A 19,728-nucleotide genomic window follows, 5' to 3' on the forward strand; every position below is an offset into this window, starting at 1 on the left:
ACTCGCGGCGAGGTGCTTTCGGGTGTGGAAATCCGGACTCGCTGAAGGAATTTAAGAACGCCAATTTTCCAGCCACAAACGGTAAAATCTCATGGTTACCATGCGAGTTGTGCATAAATGAAGATCGAACGCTATCCTCCCTTCAACGTGCTGCAAACCCTGCTGGTGGTCGCCCGCTGCGGCAACTTCACGGCTGCATCGCAGCAACTGTTTCTCAGCCAAAGCGCGGTGAGCCGGCATATTCAACAGATCGAGGAGTATTTCGGTTGCGCGCTGTTCGTCAGGCACACCCGCATAGTCGTGCAGACTGCGGAGTGTCAACGGTTGGTGCCGATCGTCGAAGAGTTGCTGGCAACCGCGCGTCGTTCGATGCACATCACAAACTCCGGTGGCCAGACCATTACCCTGCGCGTCACGCCCACGCTGGCGGCGCGCTGGCTGCTGCCGCGCCTGACCGACTTCTACGCTGAAGTTCCAGGTACGCAGTTGAATATCGACACCGCATGGTTCCTGCCGACCAATTTCGGCGAAGGCACGCTCGACGCCGCGATCCTGTTCGGAACCGGCAATTGGGAGGGATTGGAAGCGACCTGTCTTATGCGCGAGAGATTGACGCCGGTCTGCTCGCCGCAGATCGCCAACGGCACCCCCCCGCTCGTAGAACCAGAATATCTGAAACACCACACCTTGCTGCATTCCAGCTTCGGCCGGCGAGGCTGGATCCTGTGGTTGCAGCAGGAGGGCAACCTCGCCGCGCATACGTATCGGGAGCAGGTGTTCGACACGCTGGACCTCGCATTCAGCGCCGCGGCACGTGGCTTGGGTGTAGCGCTGGGGGATCTGAATCTGGTCGAAGAGAATCTGACAAACGGCTCACTGGTGACGCCGTTCAAGCGCGTGGTGGAGACCGGAGCGGGATATTATCTGGTGCATCCGCCGCGCAATGAATATCGCGAGAAATTGAAGCCACTTCTTAGGTGGTTGCAGGCGAGCGTGGCAGCGTAATCAGCGGCAGCGTCGAAGCGCCTGACGGCAGATTAATACGCGTTGAGCCAACTATACGACAACGCTGCCAGTGAAGTCCGGCAGGTCGGCGACAACACTGTTGGGCCAGCTGACTTAGCCACTTGCACCAATTTCGCGCAGGGAAAAGCTGAATCTGGTTGCGCGTTCGGTCACGGGACGAAAACGAACGGCTTGTAGTTCACGCAGCAAAGCGCCAAAGCGGAAGCAACGGCATTACTCCCTGGTAGGCGAAGTGCAGGCGCGGCCCCGCACTTGATTTCTCTTGCGCTCCCAAGCCTGTTAATCATTTTAATAGGATGATCTCACTACTTTTAACGAGTAAAAAATGATCGGATAGTACGCCCCTGACTACCAAGGAGGCTTTGTCATGCGTATCTTTCTCACGGGTGCAACCGGATTCATCGGTTCGGCCCTCGTCCCCGAACTCATCAAGGCTGGCCATCAGGTGATCGGCATGACCCGCTCGGAAGCGGGCGCTCAGGCGCTCGTTGCAGCAGGGGCCGAGGTGCATCACGGAGCCCTGGAAGATCCCGAGAGCTTGCGTAGCGGTGCCGCGAAAGCAGAAGCCGTCATCCACACGGCCTTCGATCACGACTTTTCAAGGTTTGTCGAGAATTGCGAAAAGGACAAGCGTGCCATCGCGGCACTCGGCTCTGCCCTCGCGGGCTCTGATCGTCCCCTCGTCATCACCTCCGGGACCGGGATAGGCAACCCTGAGTTCGGGCAGCCTTCAATCGAAGACGTCTTCAATATCAACCATCCCAATCCGCGCATCGCGTCCGAACTCGCAGGAAATGAGTTGCTGGAGAAAGGTGTCAACGTATCGGTGGTGCGGCTTCCGCAGGTTCACAACACGGTCAAGCAGGGACTCATCACGCCACTCGTCGCGATCGCTCGTGAAAAAGGTGTGTCAGCCTATGTGGGCGAAGGCCGTAATCGCTGGCCGGCGGGCCATTTGCTCGATGTGGCGCGTCTTTATCGTCTCGCCGTGGAAGCGAGTGAACCGGGCGCACGTTATCACGCGGTCGGCGAAGAAGGTGTCAGCAGTCGCGAGATCGCTGAGGCCCTTGGACGAGGTCTGAATCTGCCGGCTGTTTCCATCGCACCGGAAAAAGCGGCAGAGCATTTTGGGTGGATGGGGATGTTTGTCGGCATGGACTTTCCGGCTTCCAGCGCCCAAACACAGGCGCGACTGGGTTGGCATCCGACCGGTCCGAGGCTCATCGCCGATCTCAACGAAATGCGCTACGTTTGATTATCTTCGCTGGTACGGCAGGGTTGTAGAATCTTGCCCGCGTCGGGCTGACACTCGACGCGGGACATGTTTTCTTTTGCGGCCACGCAAGCCGGTCTCGACTTGCGTTCCTGGTCGGGCGAATTCAGCGCTACCGGGATTCGTAAAGCGCCCGCCCGTGTGATGCCGTCATTCATCCGCTACGCGAGAGGTCCTGCTGGGACGGACGGCGACGAAAGCTACCGTCAGTCGTTACTATGCAGACTCGTATTCAGCCCACCCCTGCGGGAGGAATCGGTCGGCAGTACTTCGACCGTGCCGATCTGACTGTTGCGACGAAATAGCAGATGTGACGGACTTCATCCGTGTTCGATGCCAACCAGCCGCGCGTCCAGCCGCCGCGCCAGCGCTGCGCCGCCTTCGCGCATCACTGCATCGTGATTCCATTGGAAAACCGGTCGCAACAGCGGCGCCAATGCGTTCATCCATGTGCGGGTGGTATGCACGCGCCAGTCATAGCGAACCTCGGTAAGGTTGCGTCCGTCGGTCGAAAAACTCCACCGGCCGACGCCTTCAACATCGCCACTGGCTTGCCCCTCCAGCGCGATCAACGGGTCGACGCGCGTCACCCGCATATCGAACACGAGGCGATAGGGCAACCAGCCTTTCCACGTATAACGTTGCACAACACCCACGCCTTGATCGGAACCCGCCTCTAGCTGATCCACGCGCTCGACATTATTCCACCACTCGGGCCAGCGCGCCGAATCCTGGATTGCCGCCCAGACTTCCTGCACTGGCGCATCGATGCGCCAGATGGTGGAAAAGCGGTATTCGACCGTCCGCAAGCTGCCTCCACTCTTCGTGTTCTTCTGGAGATTTTGTCAGATGCTCACCGCACTTGCCATTCGCGGCGAAACAGCACCGCTGTTTTCAATCCTCGATATCTCGTCGAGCCATCTGCAAAGCGTAAGACAGTTAGAGACAGCCGGTCAGGGCACGAAAACCCGACTTCAGGACCCGAAGCGTGGCTCCTCGCCCGGTCTGATCGATCACGGCGTATTGCGTAACAGCGTACCGCACGATCTGAAACCCTCTCTCTCCTGCTCACCATTTCCAGGTCCTCCGATACGAGCGATAACCCGGCTTAAACGATGAGTTAAGCTTCTCCCATGGACATCCGCCAGCTCAAATATTTCGTTGCGATCGTCGACTGCGGCAGCCTGTCGAAGGCGGCCGAACAGCTTTGTGTCGCTCAGCCTTCGCTCAGCCAGCAGGTCGCCGGACTCGAAATCGAACTGAAAGCGACGCTACTGCTGCGCAGCCATCAGGGCGTGCAGCCGACCGAAGCCGGTCGCGCACTCTATCTTCGCGCTCGCGACGTCCTCCGCCAGATGGCGCAGATTCCGCTTGCGGTGCGCGTGAACGGCACGGAGTCCGGTCAGGTCGCAATCGGTCTGCCGACCAGTGTCGCAGTGGTGTTCGCGTTGCCGCTGTTCGACTATGTACGGCGTCATTATCCCGGCATCCGCCTGCAGATCGTCGAAGGGATGAGCGGTTACCTTGCCGAACTGATGGCGAACGGCCGGCTCGACATGGCGATCCTGTTTCGCGAATCGGAAACGCGAGGCGTCTCGGTACATCCGCTTTTCGAAGAAAACCTGTTCGTGTTCGGACGGATCGATGGCATCGGCCCGGCGCAAGACGTACCGTTGCGCCAGCTCGCGAACACGCCAATGGTGCTGCCGAGCGCGGCGAACGGCTTGCGCGTGCTGATCGAACGCGCCTTTGCGCGCGAAGGCGTCGACCCCGATATCGTCGGCGATGTCGACTCGCTCCCGACCATGCTCGCCATCGCGCGTCAGGGCGAGGTCGTGACGATCGTTTCGTCGGATGCGTTCGGGCGCAACACCGCGGACCAGCATCTGATCCATCGCCTTGTCGATCCGGAAATCAGCCGCCCCGTCGGCTTGTGTGTACCGAATGCGCTGCCCACCAGCGCCGCGTCGCTGGCGATTCAGAAGGTCGTCACGCGCCTCGTGGCCGAACTGATCGAAAGCGGCGTCTGGTCTGGCGTGCTGCAACGCAACGACGCCGGAACGGAGGAGATATAGGCGTCGCCTATACCCGGTAGCTCGAATCGGTATTTCACGCCGACTCTGCGTGCGTCTAAATTGTGGCCTTCGTAGTCGATAAAAGACGCTCGCAGAGAGCTCGAAGGAGACGCATGTACACCCAGATTTTCGATCCCGTCGCGCATTCGATAGGGGCTTCCGCGGCGTTCGCCGCCCTTCCCCTCCTTACCCTCTTCGTTCTGCTCGGCGTGCTGCGTTTGCAGGCGCGCTGGGCAGCGCTTGCCTCGCTCGCCGTCTCGATGGCGGTCGCGGTCTTCGTGTATGGGATGCCCGCTAGCCAGACCACCAGTGGCGCACTTGAAGGCGCCGCGATCGGGTTCTTCCCCATCATCTGGATTGGCATCAATGCAATCTGGCTGTTCAAGCTGACGCAGGAAAGCGGCCACGCCGACGTGCTGCGGCGCGCGCTCGCCCGTGTCAGCGCTGACCAACGTGTGCAGGCGGTGTTGATCGCGTTCTGCTTCGGCGCGCTGCTGGAAGCGCTGGCTGGCGGCGGCGCGCCGGTGGCAATCTGTGCGGTGCTCTTGATTTCGATTGGCATCGAGCCGTTAAAAGCCGCAGCGGTTTGCCTGATCGCGGACACCAGTCCGGTCGCGTTCGGCGCACTCGGTTTGCCCATTACCGTGCTCGCCAAGATCACCCGTTTGCCGGTCCACGAGATCAGCGTGATGGTGGGACGGCAAACGCCGTTGCTGTCGCTCTTCATTCCGCTGATCCTCATATTTATCGTCGACGGACGGCGCGGAATAAAGGAAGTCTGGCCGCTCGCCCTGGTCACAGGGTTGGTGTTTGCGCTTGCGCAGTTTGCGGGATCGATGCTGCTGCCGGTCGAACTCGTCGATATCGTCGCCGCACTGATCTGCGCAGGTATTTCCATCGTCTTCCTGCGTGCGTGGTCGCCGGCCGTGTTGCGCGCCGACCTCGCCAGCGCCGGAACGGCTGTTGCGAATTCCGGCGGTCAGCAGCGCCTTGAACCCAACCGCGATCTGGCGGGCGTGTCTCACAGTGCCGCCATGACGATGCCAATGCCGGGCTCGGCCACGCGTTTCCAGCACGCAGCCGGACGCGGCAATGCACCTGCCGACTCTGCTCAGGCGCCCGATTCGCGCGCCGAGATACTGCGCGCGCTCGCGCCCTACGCCGCCGTGATTCTCGTCGTCGCGTCGACGCAGATCGGCTTTATCGGCCATGCACTAGGCGTCATCATCTCGACGTTTGCATGGCCCGGTCTGCACGTCGTCGATCCGAAAGGCGCAGCCGTATCGGCTGTCAACGCCAAGTTCGAATGGCTGCTTTCCGCGGGGTCGATCGTATTGATCGCCGGTTTGCTGTCCGCGCCCATCCTTAAAGTCAGCGCAGCTGTTGCCACCCGGACCTATCTGAAGAACCTGCATGAACTGCGCTGGGCCGTCTTCACGGTGTGCTGCGTGGTCGGCGTGGCCTACGTGATGAACCTGTCCGGTCAGATCGTGACGCTTGGCATCTGGGCGGCCAAGGCGGGTCCGGCTTTCGCGCCGGTCTCGCCGGTTCTCGGCTGGTTCGCGACCGCGCTCACCGGCTCGGATACGTCCGCGAATGCGCTGTTCGGCATGCTGCAACTCACCACTGCGCATCACACTGGGCTGTCCGACATTTTGTTGACCGCGGCCAATACGTCGGGCGGTGTGGTCGGCAAGGCGATTTCGCCGCAGAACCTCGCGGTCGGCGCGGTGGCGGTTGGCATGATGGGCAAGGAAGGTGTGCTGTTCAGGCGCGTGGCCGGCTGGACCGTCCTGATGATCGCGGCCCTCAGCCTGCTCGTCTATCTCCAGTCCACACCGGTCCTGAGCTGGATGGTGCCGTAATCGACAACGTCACCGCCGCGCAGCAGGAAAAGATTGAACACCGGCTTTACGCATTGAAATACTGAGGATATGCAGAAGATGAACCATCCACTCAACGACATCACGGTCGTCTCGATCGAGCAGGCCATTGCCGCACCGCTGGCAAGCCGGCATCTGGCCGATTGGGGCGCGCGCGTCATCAAGATCGAGCGCCCGGAAGTCGGCGACTTCGCCCGCAACTACGACACCGCGATGGATGGCCTGTCGAGCCAGTTCGTCTGGACCAATCGCTCGAAGGAAAGCCTTGCGCTCGACATCAAGACCGATCGCGGACAGGAAACACTTGAGGCGCTGCTCGCCCGTGCGGACGTCTTTATCCAGAATCTGGCGCCCGGCGCCGCGCAGCGCCAGGGACTCGATGCGAAGTCGCTGGTTACGCGTTTTCCGCAACTGATTGCCTGCGATATTTCCGGTTACGGCTCCAACGGACCGTACAGCGACAAGAAGGCCTACGACCTGCTGGTGCAATGCGAGACCGGCTTCCTGTCGATCAACGGCACGCCTGAGACGCCGTCGAAGTGCGGCCTCGCGATTGCCGATATCGCGACCGGCATGTATGCGCTGAACGGCATCCTGATGGGCCTGCATCAACGCGCGCGCACTGGCAAGGGCATGGCGTTCGAGGTCTCATTGTTCGACGCGCTGACCGAGTGGATGAGCTACCCCGCGTACTACACGCGCGGCCGCGGCGAGCCGGTTCCGCGTAGCGGCGCACGGCACGCGACCATCGCGCCATACGGTCCGTTCGCAACCGGCGACGGCAAGACTGTCTTCTTCGGTATCCAGAACGAACGTGAGTGGCTCAGCTTCTGCACAGTCGTACTGGACGATGCCGCTATCGCGGTTGAGCCGCGCTACGTCTCGAACTCGTTACGGGTCGCCAATCGCGAGGCGCTGGAACAGACGATCGAGCAGCGCTTCGCCTCATGGAGCAGCGCGGAAGTACTGGCACGGCTGGATCGCGCGTCGATTGCGAACGGCATGATGAACGACGTCGAGGCACTGCTTGAGCACCCGCAATTGCGCGAGCGCAATCGCTACCGCAGTGTTGAAACCGAGAGCGGACCGCACGACATGTTTCTTCCGCCCGTTACGATCCCGGGGCTCGAACCGGTGATGGGTCCGGTGCCGGCAGTCGGCCAGCATACCGAGGCCATTCTCGCGGAAATCGAAGCGCACGCGCGCGCGCAACGGAGCGGCTCATGAATCGATTCGAATCCGATCCGAACCTGAAGCCGCGCACGCGTACGACACGCACGGTGCTGGCTGTGCCTGGGCATCGCATGAAGATGTTGCAATCGGCGGCGGCGTGCCCGGCCGATGCGGTGTTCATCGATCTTGAAGATGCCGTGCCCGTCGACAAAAAGGAAGAAGCGCTCAAAACAGCCGTACAGGCGCTCACCGAACTCGACTGGGGCGACAAAACCGTCGCGGTCAGAATCAACTCGAACGAGCGCGGCATCGACGAACATGAAGTCCGGACGCTGGTCACCGAAGCGCCGCGGCTCGATTCAATCCTCATTCCCAAGGTGGAATCGACCGACGTCATTGCACAGACGCAGCGGCTGCTAGCCGCGCGACCTGAGTCATTCGCGCCGCTCGAGATCGAGGCGTTGATTGAGACGGCACGCGGTATCGTGAATGTCGACAACATTGCCGGATCGAGTGACTGGCTCACCGCCTTGCATTTCGGCGTCGGCGACTTTTCGGCGTCGATTGGCGCGCGCAACGTCGAGATCGGCGGCACCCACCCCGGTTATGCCGTCACGCTCAAGGACGAAGCGGGCAACTATGCCGCCACACCGCTCGACTTGTGGACGTATCCAATGATGCGGATCCTGGTCGCCGCGCGCGCTTTTGGACTGCGTGCGATCGATGGTCCATGCGGGGCGTTCCGCGATCCCGTGCTGACGCGAGCATGGGCGCTGAAAGCCGCGGCGATGGGCTATGACGGCAAGCAGGTCATCCATCCCGGGCAGATCGAGGCGACCCGTTCGGCATTTTCACCCACGGACGATGAAGTGCGTGATGCCCGCCGAACCGTGGAAGCGCTCGAAGCGGCACAAGCCGCAGGCCTTGCGGCCATTTCGCTTGACGGCAAGCTGGTCGATTTCGCGAACGTACGGATGGCGCAACGGATCCTTGCGATGGCGGAACGGGGGTAAGTAGAGCCCAGTAGCCGTTCAATTCGCCGCAGGGACTTTCGCGCTTTCAGCGCGGCATGCGCCTTTCATGCTCGAATAGAGCTGTTGCTCCGTGACATGACTTTGATAGGTGGTATCGATGCCTTCGTGCAGACGCTGCTTGTAATCGTCAGGCGCACGCATTGGCATGATGACGGCGTCGAGGCGCGCATGCGCTTCGCTCACGGGGACGCCGTCGTCGCGCCATTTCGCCGCGGCCGACGCAGTTTGCGCCACGAGATAGCATTTCTGCTGCTGCGACATCAGCGACAGCGCGGGTCCCATGCTGTCGTATTTCGCGGTCGCGCATCCCGTTAGAAACGTTGCGCCGACCAGTACCACCTGGAATCTTCTTTTCATTGCACCCCCCGGATTTCAGACGAACATTTCGATTACTTCCGCTGAATCGATCCTCTGCGCATCAACCATCCGATTCACCGGTGATTCAGTTCTCGTTCGTGTCTGGGTAAAGCGTAGCACACGGTAGGAAGGATCGGTTTCGGCCATGCGGTTCGCGTGGTACTTCCGGTTTCCAACTGGGTTCAGACCTGTATGTTTGCAGGATTGCAAAGAGCGCATGCGACGTGGTCTGCGGAAGACTGTAAATGCGACGTCGCCCTCTATGAGCAGCCTTAGGGCGAATGGCACTTACTTAAGCCTGCATGGAGGAGAAGACGGGGGTAAGTGCTTGAAGAGAAAGGGAGGCGGCTGATCGAAGGATTGATAGGATGGTTGTTACCAGGCAAACACCGTCTCATTCCAAGGATCAGCCACCATGGATCGTAATTCACGAAGTCATCATAGGCAAACACGAAGCACAGTTCAAAGCCGGGCGCGCAGGACACAGTCTGTGGACTACTTCAACATACTGACGAGCCCGCAGCTATTGGCCGCCACCGAAGCGTATTTGCCAGCGCATCGAGAACGGCTGTATCCGCCGACGGTGACGCTGTCGATGTTCATGCGCCAGGCGCTGGAAGAGGATGCCTCCTGTCAGAAGGCAGTCAACGGGTGGGCCGCGCAGCGAGTTGCCGACGGGCTGCGGCCCACGAGCGTGCGCACGGGAGGCTACTGCCGCGCTCGCCAGAGACTGCCGCTGACAATGGTCCGGGAGTTGGCGCGCGAGACGGGGCGTCAACTGCACGAGCAGGCCGAGCCGGCCTGGAAGTGGCGCGGGCGCCCGGTCAAGCTGGTTGACGGCACCGGGATCTCGATGCCCGATACGCCGTCGAACCAGGCGCGCTTCCCACAGTCCAGTGCTCAGGCCGAAGGCGTGGGATTTCCGTTAGCCTATCTGGTTGCGGTGATCTGTCTGGCAAGCGGCGCAGTGCTGGAGGCGGCTGTCGGAACTTACGCGGGCAAAGGCAGCGGGGAGCTGACGGCGTTTCGCATGCTGGAAAACACGTTTCGTCGAGGTGACGTGATTGTCGCCGATGCCTTGTACTGCCACTACTTTCTGATGGCCTCAATGATCGCCGCCGGAGTGGATGTCGTGATGGAACAGCATGGGGCGCGCCGCACCGACTTTCGGCGAGGCAAGTCGCAGGGCACGCGCGATCACATTGTGACGTGGCCCAAACCCCGGCAGTGCCCCGCCTGGATGACGCGTGAGCAGTACCAGGCCTTCCCCGATGAACTGATGGTGCGCGAATGCAGGCTGCATCACCGGGTGCTGGTCACCACGATGCTTGATGCACACAAGACCAGCAAACAGGACCTCTCGCAGTTGTATGCCAGGCGCTGGAACGTGGAACTGGATCTACGTAACATCAAGACGACGATGGGCATGGATGTGCTGCATTGCCAGACTGCCCACATGAACGAGAAGGAGATGTGGGTCCATCTGCTGGCCTACAACGTGATTCGGCTGCTGATGGCCCAAGCCGCCAGCCACTGCGCCACCGATCCGAGAACACTGAGTTTCAAGCACGCCGTGCAGCTATGGACTGAATGGCTGGCCAGGGGTCTGACGGCAACTCACGACCAGAGTGTCCTGTTCAAGCTGATCGCGCAGTCTCGTGTTGGGAACCGCCCCGGTCGCATCGAACCACGAATGCGCAAACGAAGACCGAAGTCTTATCCATGGCTGAAAGAGCCTCGTCACATCGCACGCGAGCGCGTCCGAAAATATGGGCACGCTCCTCGGGCTCGGGCTTAAGTAAGTGCCATTCGCCTTAGGGCTTGTCTCTCTTTCCGCTTGGTAAACACATGCCCTCGCACTCGAGCCACGAGCGGAACAGCACGACCAGATCATTTTCAGACTTCCCGTCCGGAACGTAAGTGCAATAGCTCCGCGACGGCAGACGAGGACCGGCGAACGGCGCAACAAGCCGGCCAGCAGCAAGATCGTCCGATACAAGCGCAGTTGGTCCCATCGCGATGCCTATGCCGTCGATGGCAGCCTGCAGCGTCAGATAGAAGTGATCGAAGGTTAGAGTGGCAGCCGGCCGGAGTGCAGAAATCTGTGCCCTCGCCAGCCAGTCCGGCCAGAGTCGCGGCAGACTCGACGTGTGCAGCAACGTATGCTGCCGCATATCCTCAGGTATCCGAAGCGGTACGCGCTCCAACAGTGCCGGACTGCACACCGGGAGTCTCTCCTCGGACAGGAAAGGTCGCATCGAATAGCCATAGAACGTGTCCGGACCGCCCCGGATAATGACGTCATAGATCTCTTTCAGACTCTCCACCGGCTCGTTCGACGTCTCCACCTTGACGTCCACGTCGGGATGCTCGGCACGGAATTTCGCCAGTCTCGGCACCAGCCAGCGCAACGTAAAGGTCGCGGGTGCGTTCACGGACAGTGCCCGGGAGAGCGTTTCGGGGAAACCATATCGGGCGGTTGCCTGCGCGAGCTGCCCGAACAAGGGCCCGATTTCCGCCAGGTAGGCTTTCGCCGCCGGAGTCAGCACCACGCGCCGGTTGTGCCGTTCAAACAACGGTGCGCCCAGCCAGTCCTCAAGCAGGCGCACGTGCTGACTCACCGCACCGTGAGTCACGTGCAATTCCGCGGCGGCTTCCTTGAAGCTGCCTAGCCGGCCAGCAGCCTCGAAGGCACGCAATGCATTGAGTGGAGGCAATATCCGCTTCATTCGAAATAGTTTATCTAACGCGAATCAGCAATTTATCTGGTTTGTTGGGCCGTCACAAGATAGATATCCTTCTTGCTACACCCTTTCTTCGAAACTCGCATGCTGAGTTATACCGGCGGTCTCGTCCTCCTTGCCGCCGTGCTCCACGCGAGTTGGAACGCGATGCTGCATGGCAACCGCGACCGGTTCCTGTCCATGACGTGGATGAGCATCGCCATCGCAGCGGTCTCTACGGTCGTGATTCTGTTCACACCGTTGCCGGCCGGCGCGGCGTGGCCGTACATCGTCACATCGGGGCTCGTGCATATCGTCTACAACGTGACGCTTGTACGGTCGTACCGCCGCAACGATCTGGCGCAGGCGTATCCGATCGCGCGCGGCTCATCGCCACTGCTCGTCACGCTCGGCGCGGCGCTCTTCGCGCATGAGGCGATCGGCCCCATGCACGCTTTGGGGATCGCGATGATTTCGGGTGGCATCATCGCGATCGCGCTGGAGGGACGTCATGTGTCGCGCGCGGGCGCACTGGCCGCGCTAACGACCGGCGCGACGATCGCGCTCTATACCGTGATCGACGGCATCGGCGTGCGCTTATCCGGCGGCGAGGCGCTCGCCTACACCGCGTGGATGTTCCTGTTCTATTGGCTGATGCCGGTGCTGTTCGTCGCGACGCGTGGGCTTGCGGCGCTGTGGGCGCCGGCACGGACGGCGCCGATGGCAATCGGCTCGTCACTCGTCGGTGGTCTCGTGTCGATCGCGGCGTATGGCATCGTGATCTGGGCGCTGCAGTCGGGCGCGATGGGTGCGGTATCGGCGTTGCGCGAGACCAGTGTGGTATTTGCGGTGCTGATCGGGCGAATGCTTCTGCGGGAAACGGTCAGTGGCAAGCGTTGGCTCGCGTGCGTGATCGTTGCGGGTGGGGCGGTTTGTTTGGGGCTTTGAGATTGCCTGAACCAGCATGCCGTCGGTCACCGTGCCCACGATCACACTTGCGCGCAGCGAAATCAACCAGGGCGAAATCTTAACGTACGCCCCCCTTTTTTAATGGCACCCCGGATCGCACGCAATCCTTAAGCTTGCGGCAGCCTGGATTTGAGTGCCTTCTTCGCCCATTCTAAATTTTCGTGAGGAATATCGACATGCCAAAGACTCCAGACCGCGCCCCGCAGGCGCCGCTCATTCTGATAACGGGTGGAAGTCGTGGTGTAGGCGCGGCGACTGCGCGGCTTGCTGCGGCACAAGGTTACGATGTAGCGATAAGCTTCGTCTCCAACGAGTCTGCCGCCCTCGCGGTGGCGGCCGATGTAGAAGCTGTAGGGCGCCGGGCTTTACCCGTGCGCGCGGATAGCGCGGATCCAGAGCAGGTCGCTCAATTATTCACCGCAATCGACCGGGCGTTCGGCCGGATCGATGTGCTGGTGAACAACGCCGCGGTACTTGCGCCACAGTCCCGGCTGGAGGATCTCGAATTCGAGCGGATGCGGCGTATTTTCGCGGTCAACTCGATCGGCCCTATCCTCTGTGCACAGCAGGCGGTGAAGCGGATGTCGTATCGTCACAACGGGCGGGGCGGCGCCGTGATCAACATCTCGTCGGCATCGGCCCGGCTCGGCAGTCCAAACGAATATGTCGACTACGCGGCGTCGAAGGGAGCCCTGGAGACATTCACTATCGGCTTTGCCAAAGAAGTCGCGCGGGATGGGATACGCGTCAACTGCATTCGCCCTGGGCACATCTACACTGACATGCATGCTAGCGGCGGAGAGCCGGGACGGGTGGATCGCGTCAAAGACTCGATCCCCATGGGAAGAGGCGGTCAACCTGAAGAGGTCGCGCGGGCGATCCTATGGCTGGCAAGCGCCGAGGCGTCCTTCATCACCGGTACGTTCCTTGATGTCACTGGCGGCAAGTGAGCAACAGGGCGCGGCGCCGGGCCCTTCCCTCGACGCATCGTGCCAGGCATCTGCGCCCAGACGCTCTCGGCGACGCGCTCAACGCATGAAGCGCGCCGCAATCCAACACATCGTCAGACAGTCTCACCCTGCAGCCGGAACACGTTGACGACGTCGCGTAGCATCTGCGCCTGCTCCTGCATCGATTGCGCGGCGGCAGCGGCTTCTTCGACCATCGCCGCGTTCTGCTGCGTCGTCTCATCCATTTGCGCGATGGCGACGTTCACCTGCTCGATGCCACGGCTTTGTTCGTCGGAGGCCGCCGAGATTTCGCTGATGATGTCGGTGACACGCTTTACTGCATCAACCAGCGAATGCATCGTGCCGCCCGCTTTTTCGACGAGCGCCTTGCCGTCGTCGACTCGTTCCACCGAATCCTCGATCAGGCTCTTGATCTCCTTCGCCGCATCCGAGCTGCGGCGTGCAAGATTGCGCACTTCGCCCGCTACGACTGCGAAGCCGCGCCCTTCTTCTCCAGCACGTGCCGCTTCGACGGCTGCGTTCAAGGCGAGAATATTGGTCTGGAACGCAATGCTTTCGATCACCGCAATGATGTCGACGACGCGCGCCGAACTCGCCGCGATATTTTGCATGTTCGCGACCACCTGCTGAACGACCTCGCCGCCCTCACCCGCGAGTTTCGATGCGCTGCGCGCCATCTGGTTCGCCTGCAACGCGTTGTCGGCGTTCTGCTTCACGGTCGCAGTGAGTTGCTCCATGCTCGCTGCGGTTTCGCCCAGCGACGAAGCCTGCTCCTCAGTACGCGCCGACAGATCGAGATTGCCCGCTGCGATCTGCTCTGCCGCGACAGTGATCGTTTCAGTGCCGCCGCGAATGCGCCGCATCGCCTCAGCCAACCGGCTCTGCATGCGCTGCATCGCGAACAGCATGCTTTGCTGATCGTCGCGATCTAGTGCAACGGGGCGCGACAGATCACCGTCCGCGATGGTTTCCGCCACGTGCGCAGCATAGGCCGGCTCGCCGCCGAGACTGCGTTTCACGTTGCGGATGATCAGCACAAGCGCGATCGTGCTGACACTGCCGATCGCAAGAATGGTGATCAGATAACGCAGCAGATCGATGCGGAACGCTTCGTTGATATCGTTCACATAGACGCCTGAAATCAGATACCAATCCCACGCGTCGAAGCGTTTAACGAAGCTGATTTTCGGCACGTGGTCAGTTTTGCCGGGCAATCTCGCCATATAGTTGACGAAGCCCTGTCCTTGCGATTGCGCGAGCTTGACCATCTCGACGAACAGGAGCTTGCCGTCGGTATCCGCGTAGTGCGTGACGTCCTTGTTGCGCAGATCCGCGAGCGTCGGATGCATGATGACGACCGGTGTCGCTGTCGTGATAATCATGTAGCCATTACCGGAATAGCGCATCACCGAGAGTCGCGCCATCGCCTGCTGCTTCGCCTGATCGAGCGTCAGTTCATGCCGGTCGACGAGCTTCGCGTAGTCGGCCACGATGCCGTACGCGGATTCGACTACGTTTTGCACTGCCGCCTTGCGCTCCGACAGCATCGTCGTGCGCGACTGCCAGGAGGCCCACCCGCCGAGACCCAGCAGGCCAAGCCACGTAATCAATAATGCAAGCCACAGTTTGGTATTCAAGCTGAGTCGGTTCACGCCGTTTTCTCCCTAGCCATCCATCGCCGGCTCAACCGCCAGGCTCAGTATCCAACCACTCTGGCGGCGCAACGAGTGCGAGAGCCGTCAGAGGGTTATCGCTGATTAACGGCACGGCAGCGCATTTCCTGAATCGGGAAACACCCGAACCGGACGATGCGCTGCCGCGCCCGGCTATCGATCGGCTTTTAATGAGAACGAGGCGTGAAGCTCGTGATTGTCAACAATCGGCGAATACATCGGGTTACTACGCCGTCTTGAATCGCAGTAGCACTTTGCAACCAGGCTGGTTATCGTCGATCGTAATCTCCGCGTCATGAACCCGCGCGATTGCCGCGACGAGGCTTAAGCCAAGACCGTGTCCCGCCGTTGCCTGCGCGGCCGCGCCACCGCTGCGATAGAAAGGCCTTAATACCGCTTCGCGCTCACCGGGTTCGATGCCGGGTCCCGTGTCGGCCACGCGCAGCATGACGCGGCCGCCGTCCTGGTTCACCTCGAGCGTGACCGCACCGTCTCTCGGCGTGAACTTCAGCGCATTGTCGAGAAGATTTTCGACCACGCCGAACAGCAGATCGACGTCGCCAGTGACTTCCACCGGCGTTGATGCCTGCAACTTCATCGTCAAACCACGCTCATGGGCAAGCGGTTCATAGAGCTCGACGACATCGCGCAGCACCGTATCGAGCGAAACCGGACCGAAGCTCGCCTGGCGCCCCCCTGCTTCGATTTCCGCGATCCTGAGCAGCGCCGTAAAGCGATTGAGCACCACGTCCGAGTGCGCAATCGCGCTATTGATCGCCGTAGCGTAGTCCTCCGGGGTGCGCGAGCGCCTGGCGGCACGTTCAAGTCCCGCGCGCAACTGCGTCATTGGCGTGCGCAGATCGTGGGCAATGCCGGCGCACACACAACGCACTTCTTCGACGAGGCGTTCAATCTCGTCAAGCATCGTATTGACAATCGACGCCAGCCGGTCGAGATCGTGGCTCGTGCCCCGCGTCGGCAGACGGCGATTCAGCTTGCCTGTCATGATTTCACGGCTGGCCTCGCTGATCGCGCGAATGCGCCGGTTCGACATCCAGTTGAGCGCGGCACCGCAGCCGATCGCCAGCAGAATTGTCAGCGTCACACCCGCGCATAGCGTCTTCACCAACGTGCGGTCGAAAACAATGATCTCGTCGATCGAATGTCCGACCACGATCCGTACGCCGTTGGTGGTCGGCACGATAATGCCGCGATAGTGGCCCTCAACTTCCGCATCGCCGTCTTTAAAGGTCTGCGTGTAGTTGAAGGGCTTGCGGTCTGGCTCGGCGGGCAAGTTCGCGACATTGCCCGCGAGCCACTTGCGATTCGCGTCGAACACGCCATACGGCCTGCTGTTGGCGATGTCGCGCCGGCTCAGCGCCGCGATGCTGGCGATCGCCTCGGCGCGGCCAATGGTATGGAATTCGGCCACCTCGCCCAATAAACGCTCATCGACCTCATGCAGCAAATAGTTGCTCGTCAGCCAGTACAGCAGCGTGAAGAGCGCGATCGCGGAGCTGACGAAAACGATCATCAGCCAGCCGACGCTGCCCGCGTTGATCCGTGCCGCGCGTCTAGTTTTCTGCATGAATGATATAGCCGGCATTGCGCACCGTCACGATCATGGCAGGTAGACGCCCATTGCGTCACGCAATGTGTAACGTGCCAACGCCGTCTGCCGAACGTCTGAAAAGAACTATAGTAGAGGGGATTTCCAGCCAGAAAAGGAGTTCGAGTATGAAAGCACGTACGTATCGCACCACAGCTCTAGGGATCCTGATCGCCGCATTACTACCTGTCTCGGGCGCTCAGGCGCAACTCGGAAACCTGCTCAACCAGAGCGGAGGTAGTGGAGGCGGATCGTCCGGTGGCCTCGGGAGCCTCGGTAACATGGGCAGTGCCTTGTCGGGTCAGTCATTGACCTCTGGCAGCACCAGCAATGTCGCGGGCGTGCTGGAGTTCTGCATCAAGAACAACTATGTCAGCGACAGCGGCGCGTCTTCGGTCAAGGACTCGCTGATGAGCAAGCTGCCTGGCGGTTCCAGTGCCGCCTCGTCCGACAGCGGCTATACCAACGGCGCCAAAGGTATCCTGAGCAGCAGCAGCGGCCAGCAATTGGACCTGAGCGGCGGCGGCCTGAAGCAACAGGCCACGAAGCAGATTTGCGACAAGATTCTTGCCCAGGGCAAATCCATGCTGTAAGCATGGCACGGAGCAATGCCTAGTGGGTAGAGGCGCCGGGGCGGGTGCGTTATGCACCACGCCCTCGCCCGCGTTCTCCGCCGGCACGTTACCGGCCTTTCCAAGGCGATTTTTCGGGTACGACGGGTTTCAACCTGCGCGGCAATCGCCGCGCGCAACACGCTCGATCCACGAGAAGTTCAAGATTTCTGCGCCGCATGTTTGTCAGCCAATAGCCATGCGGCCCACATCCCCAACAGAATGGGATGTGCCTGCCGTACAGGGAGGCATGCGTGGTTGCCGCAAGCAGCCGTTCCTGCAAAAGGAAAATCGTATGTTGATGCGTGAATCAATCCCTACCGCCCTGACCCGAGGTTCCGCCCTTCTCTCCGAAGACCCGACGACCACGACCTCGCTAAAGACCTTCCACCATACGTTCGACATTTATCTGAAGGACTCGAACGCGTTCATGAATACGTATTTCTCACGTTATTTCGAGTGGCAAGGTGTGTGCCGCGAGCGGTGGTTTCATGAGTGCATACACAACGACCTGCTGGGATCGGACGGCATGTTCGTGACCAAACGCGCACACCAGGAATACGTCCACGAAACGTTCCCTTTCCAGCACGTGGATTGCTATTTGAACACGGTGCAGGTCAAGCAGTGTTCGGCCTACCTGCTGTTTCGCTTCTGCGTGGATGGTCGCCAGGTTTCGCAGGGTTACCAGCAGATCCTGTACGCCGGACGGGACCGGAAGATCAGGCGGTTCCCGGAAGGGATCGTCGAGCGGGTCAAGGAGTATGAACTGCCGACGACGGCACTAGCCGCCTGATCCCGGCGGCTGACCTTCGCCGTTCAGTTTTTCCGCTGGGTTTTATCGTTTGAGATTCACCGCTAACCTCCAACCTTAACTTTCACTCCTGACGCCGGCGCAAGGAACGCGCCGGCGCTTTGCTCAGTGCGCGGTCCGTCGGCGAACCCGGTACCGGCAAGCGCACGGTGAAAGTCGTGTGCGCACCGCGCATCGAACTGCATTCGATACTGCCACCCAGAAGCTCCGCCGCGCGGCGGCAGAATGCGAGCCCCATGCCCGCGCCGCTTCCGTGCCGTTTGGTCGAGAAGAAGGCGTCGAAGATATGCGGCAACACATCGGGCGCGATGCCCGGCCCCGTGTCGCGGAATCGCAGTACGCAGAAGCCCTGCTCCTGAACCGCACTGATGGCGATCTCGCCCTCACCGCTCACGTGAATCGCGTGCAACGCATTTTTCAGCAAATTGAACAGGACAAAAACCGCTAGCGTGTCCGAGCCCGAAAAGTATAAGGCTGCATCGATCGGCGCCACGGTGACGCAAGCACGTTCACCGCCACGGAACGGATAGCGTTCCAGCGCCGACGTCACACACTGCTGCATGGAATGAGGACTAAAACGGGTGCGGTCCAGACGATCCAGGGTGAATGAAGCGAGCGCCATTTCGACCATTGCGCTGGTGCCCGACACCTCCCGTCTGATCGCTGCAGCGAGCTGGCTGACACGTTCGGGCTGTCCGGAATGCACCTCCTGGTCGTCGTAAAGTCCATGCGTGACGGCCAGCCGGTAACCTTTGAACACGTGGGACCATACGCTGGCGATTTCGTCGGCGTGCATGGCGATCGTTGCAAGCGGCGTCGCGATTTCGTGCGCGATGGTCGCCGCGAGCGCATAGGGGTGGATCAGGTGGTAACGGACAATCGTGATCGCGAGAAGTCCCAGGCTGAGGGCGATGAACAGCACGCCCGGCGGATAGAACGCATAGCCGTAGTTGACCGCGTAGTCGACTGCCGCGAATGAATAGAGGCAAAGGCTGGCAAAGCAGAGATCGAGACGCCTGCGCGCTTCACCACCGGCCTGCTTGCGGGCGCCGAGCAGAAGCTGTCCGCTGCGGCCGGCGAGCAACACGGTCTGCAATACGTGCAAGGGATGCAACGGCCCGGCACTCGGATAGTAACCAAAGAAGTAGTGGCGGTAGCCGGCGATAACTTCGTTGCCGGGCAGCAGCACGGCCAGGACGAGACACATACCGTAAGACGCGAGCAATACCGGCTGCTCACGGCGCCTCGCCGCCACCTCCGTGACGAAGTGATAGAACGTGGTAGGCAGGAAGAGAATGAAGAGATAACCGACCCTGACCAGCACGCTTGCAATGTGGGGATCTTCGGTCTGGAACAGCAAGGTCCATGTGCCCTGCCATGCAAATGTCGCCGCACACATCAAAAGGAACGGCGCGGACAGACGCGTCACCCCTTGCGTGATGAGTACGTAAAGACCGAACACCACGAACAGCGCAGACACAAAGGCAGTCGGAATGGCGTACATGTGGCTCAATGTGTCTGGAAGCATTGGGCTATTCCG

Annotated in this window: 19 protein-coding genes; 13 read left to right on the forward strand and 6 right to left on the reverse strand. The window is 60.8% G+C overall.

Going from position 1 to position 19,728, the window contains the following annotated elements; translation table 11 throughout:
* Positions 1-117 precede the first annotated feature (117 nt).
* The 3 genes from ACUN0E_RS30960 to ACUN0E_RS30970 all read left to right on the forward strand — a co-directional run bounded on the left by ACUN0E_RS30960 (position 118) and on the right by ACUN0E_RS30970 (position 2,587).
* Complete coding sequence (locus tag ACUN0E_RS30960; protein WP_445568968.1) at positions 118-1,005, forward strand: LysR substrate-binding domain-containing protein; 888 nt, start codon at positions 118-120, stop codon at positions 1,003-1,005.
* 388 nt (positions 1,006-1,393) lie between these two features.
* The gene (locus ACUN0E_RS30965) at positions 1,394-2,281 is read left to right on the forward strand and encodes an SDR family oxidoreductase (RefSeq protein ID WP_408520278.1); all 888 of its coding nucleotides are present in this window, start codon (positions 1,394-1,396) and stop codon (positions 2,279-2,281) included.
* Positions 2,282-2,347: 66 nt separating this feature from the next.
* On the forward strand, positions 2,348-2,587 hold the full coding sequence (locus ACUN0E_RS30970) for a hypothetical protein (RefSeq protein ID WP_445568969.1): 240 nt from the start codon (positions 2,348-2,350) through the stop codon (positions 2,585-2,587).
* A gap of 32 nt (positions 2,588-2,619) precedes the next feature.
* Here the strand turns inward: ACUN0E_RS30970 and ACUN0E_RS30975 are convergent, their stop codons facing one another.
* Positions 2,620-3,108: an SRPBCC family protein gene (locus tag ACUN0E_RS30975; protein ID WP_408230579.1), complete on the reverse strand. Its 489-nt coding sequence runs from the start codon at positions 3,106-3,108 to the stop codon at positions 2,620-2,622.
* Positions 3,109-3,148: 40 nt separating this feature from the next.
* Here ACUN0E_RS30975 and ACUN0E_RS30980 point away from each other — a divergent pair, with 40 nt between their 5' ends.
* The 5 genes from ACUN0E_RS30980 to ACUN0E_RS31000 all read left to right on the forward strand — a co-directional run bounded on the left by ACUN0E_RS30980 (position 3,149) and on the right by ACUN0E_RS31000 (position 8,443).
* Positions 3,149-3,418 (forward strand): hypothetical protein, encoded by a 270-nt coding sequence (locus ACUN0E_RS30980; RefSeq protein WP_445568970.1) that lies wholly within the window; start codon positions 3,149-3,151, stop codon positions 3,416-3,418.
* 14 nt (positions 3,419-3,432) lie between these two features.
* On the forward strand, positions 3,433-4,374 hold the full coding sequence (locus ACUN0E_RS30985) for a LysR substrate-binding domain-containing protein (RefSeq protein WP_445568971.1): 942 nt from the start codon (positions 3,433-3,435) through the stop codon (positions 4,372-4,374).
* Between the two features lie 113 nt (positions 4,375-4,487).
* Positions 4,488-6,239, forward strand: a complete 1,752-nt coding sequence (locus tag ACUN0E_RS30990) for an L-lactate permease (RefSeq protein ID WP_445568972.1) — start codon at positions 4,488-4,490, stop codon at positions 6,237-6,239.
* Between the two features lie 78 nt (positions 6,240-6,317).
* Positions 6,318-7,484: a CaiB/BaiF CoA transferase family protein gene (locus tag ACUN0E_RS30995; RefSeq protein ID WP_445568973.1), complete on the forward strand. Its 1,167-nt coding sequence runs from the start codon at positions 6,318-6,320 to the stop codon at positions 7,482-7,484.
* On the forward strand, positions 7,481-8,443 hold the full coding sequence (locus tag ACUN0E_RS31000; protein ID WP_445568974.1) for an HpcH/HpaI aldolase/citrate lyase family protein: 963 nt from the start codon (positions 7,481-7,483) through the stop codon (positions 8,441-8,443). Before ACUN0E_RS30995 ends, ACUN0E_RS31000 begins: the two co-directional genes overlap by 4 nt.
* A gap of 18 nt (positions 8,444-8,461) precedes the next feature.
* Here ACUN0E_RS31000 and ACUN0E_RS31005 read toward each other — a convergent pair whose 3' ends face one another.
* Positions 8,462-8,821, reverse strand: a complete 360-nt coding sequence (locus ACUN0E_RS31005) for a hypothetical protein (protein ID WP_408338078.1) — start codon at positions 8,819-8,821, stop codon at positions 8,462-8,464.
* Between the two features lie 415 nt (positions 8,822-9,236).
* Here ACUN0E_RS31005 and ACUN0E_RS31010 point away from each other — a divergent pair, with 415 nt between their 5' ends.
* A complete protein-coding gene (locus tag ACUN0E_RS31010) occupies positions 9,237-10,619 on the forward strand; it encodes an IS4 family transposase (RefSeq protein WP_445566105.1) in 1,383 nt (460 codons plus the stop codon).
* A gap of 16 nt (positions 10,620-10,635) precedes the next feature.
* Here the strand turns inward: ACUN0E_RS31010 and gcvA are convergent, their stop codons facing one another.
* Positions 10,636-11,550: a transcriptional regulator GcvA gene (gcvA, locus tag ACUN0E_RS31015; RefSeq protein ID WP_445568975.1), complete on the reverse strand. Its 915-nt coding sequence runs from the start codon at positions 11,548-11,550 to the stop codon at positions 10,636-10,638.
* A gap of 99 nt (positions 11,551-11,649) precedes the next feature.
* Here gcvA and ACUN0E_RS31020 point away from each other — a divergent pair, with 99 nt between their 5' ends.
* Positions 11,650-12,492, forward strand: a complete 843-nt coding sequence (locus ACUN0E_RS31020) for an EamA family transporter (protein ID WP_445568976.1) — start codon at positions 11,650-11,652, stop codon at positions 12,490-12,492.
* 197 nt (positions 12,493-12,689) lie between these two features.
* A complete protein-coding gene (locus ACUN0E_RS31025) occupies positions 12,690-13,463 on the forward strand; it encodes an SDR family oxidoreductase (RefSeq protein WP_408389395.1) in 774 nt (257 codons plus the stop codon).
* 113 nt (positions 13,464-13,576) lie between these two features.
* On the opposite strand, the gene ACUN0E_RS31030 is transcribed toward ACUN0E_RS31025, so the two are convergent.
* Both ACUN0E_RS31030 and ACUN0E_RS31035 read right to left on the reverse strand, forming a co-directional pair.
* Positions 13,577-15,136 (reverse strand): methyl-accepting chemotaxis protein, encoded by a 1,560-nt coding sequence (locus ACUN0E_RS31030; RefSeq protein ID WP_445568977.1) that lies wholly within the window; start codon positions 15,134-15,136, stop codon positions 13,577-13,579.
* 247 nt (positions 15,137-15,383) lie between these two features.
* Positions 15,384-16,745 (reverse strand): sensor histidine kinase, encoded by a 1,362-nt coding sequence (locus ACUN0E_RS31035; protein WP_445568978.1) that lies wholly within the window; start codon positions 16,743-16,745, stop codon positions 15,384-15,386.
* 149 nt (positions 16,746-16,894) lie between these two features.
* Between ACUN0E_RS31035 and ACUN0E_RS31040 the strand changes: the two genes are divergently transcribed.
* Positions 16,895-17,359: a DUF2501 domain-containing protein gene (locus ACUN0E_RS31040; protein ID WP_445568979.1), complete on the forward strand. Its 465-nt coding sequence runs from the start codon at positions 16,895-16,897 to the stop codon at positions 17,357-17,359.
* A gap of 313 nt (positions 17,360-17,672) precedes the next feature.
* Positions 17,673-18,170 carry an acyl-CoA thioesterase gene (locus ACUN0E_RS31045; protein ID WP_408520301.1) on the forward strand — a complete coding sequence of 166 codons (498 nt, stop codon included), beginning with the start codon at positions 17,673-17,675 and terminating at the stop codon, positions 18,168-18,170.
* Positions 18,171-18,252: 82 nt separating this feature from the next.
* Here ACUN0E_RS31045 and ACUN0E_RS31050 read toward each other — a convergent pair whose 3' ends face one another.
* A complete protein-coding gene (locus ACUN0E_RS31050; protein WP_445570554.1) occupies positions 18,253-19,692 on the reverse strand; it encodes an ATP-binding protein in 1,440 nt (479 codons plus the stop codon).
* Positions 19,693-19,728: the final 36 nt, after the last annotated feature.

It is taken from the genome of Paraburkholderia sp. D1E (assembly GCF_052682275.1).

Excerpts from the sequence above, each read along its gene's own strand:
- ACUN0E_RS30960 (WP_445568968.1), top strand. The coding sequence starts at position 118 with ATGAAGATCGAACGCTATCCTCCCTTCAACGTGCTGCAAACCCTGCTG.
- ACUN0E_RS30985 (WP_445568971.1), top strand. The coding sequence starts at position 3,433 with ATGGACATCCGCCAGCTCAAATATTTCGTTGCGATCGTCGACTGCGGC.
- ACUN0E_RS31035 (WP_445568978.1), bottom strand. The coding sequence starts at position 16,745 with ATGCAGAAAACTAGACGCGCGGCACGGATCAACGCGGGCAGCGTCGGC.
- gcvA (WP_445568975.1), bottom strand. The coding sequence starts at position 11,550 with ATGAAGCGGATATTGCCTCCACTCAATGCATTGCGTGCCTTCGAGGCT.
- ACUN0E_RS30970 (WP_445568969.1), top strand. The coding sequence starts at position 2,348 with ATGTTTTCTTTTGCGGCCACGCAAGCCGGTCTCGACTTGCGTTCCTGG.
- ACUN0E_RS31045 (WP_408520301.1), top strand. The coding sequence starts at position 17,673 with ATGTTGATGCGTGAATCAATCCCTACCGCCCTGACCCGAGGTTCCGCC.
- ACUN0E_RS31025 (WP_408389395.1), top strand. The coding sequence starts at position 12,690 with ATGCCAAAGACTCCAGACCGCGCCCCGCAGGCGCCGCTCATTCTGATA.
- ACUN0E_RS31020 (WP_445568976.1), top strand. The coding sequence starts at position 11,650 with ATGCTGAGTTATACCGGCGGTCTCGTCCTCCTTGCCGCCGTGCTCCAC.
- ACUN0E_RS31005 (WP_408338078.1), bottom strand. The coding sequence starts at position 8,821 with ATGAAAAGAAGATTCCAGGTGGTACTGGTCGGCGCAACGTTTCTAACG.
- ACUN0E_RS31050 (WP_445570554.1), bottom strand. The coding sequence starts at position 19,692 with ATGTACGCCATTCCGACTGCCTTTGTGTCTGCGCTGTTCGTGGTGTTC.
- ACUN0E_RS31000 (WP_445568974.1), top strand. The coding sequence starts at position 7,481 with ATGAATCGATTCGAATCCGATCCGAACCTGAAGCCGCGCACGCGTACG.
- ACUN0E_RS30965 (WP_408520278.1), top strand. The coding sequence starts at position 1,394 with ATGCGTATCTTTCTCACGGGTGCAACCGGATTCATCGGTTCGGCCCTC.
- ACUN0E_RS30990 (WP_445568972.1), top strand. The coding sequence starts at position 4,488 with ATGTACACCCAGATTTTCGATCCCGTCGCGCATTCGATAGGGGCTTCC.
- ACUN0E_RS31010 (WP_445566105.1), top strand. The coding sequence starts at position 9,237 with ATGGATCGTAATTCACGAAGTCATCATAGGCAAACACGAAGCACAGTT.
- ACUN0E_RS30995 (WP_445568973.1), top strand. The coding sequence starts at position 6,318 with ATGAACCATCCACTCAACGACATCACGGTCGTCTCGATCGAGCAGGCC.
- ACUN0E_RS30980 (WP_445568970.1), top strand. The coding sequence starts at position 3,149 with ATGCTCACCGCACTTGCCATTCGCGGCGAAACAGCACCGCTGTTTTCA.
- ACUN0E_RS31040 (WP_445568979.1), top strand. The coding sequence starts at position 16,895 with ATGAAAGCACGTACGTATCGCACCACAGCTCTAGGGATCCTGATCGCC.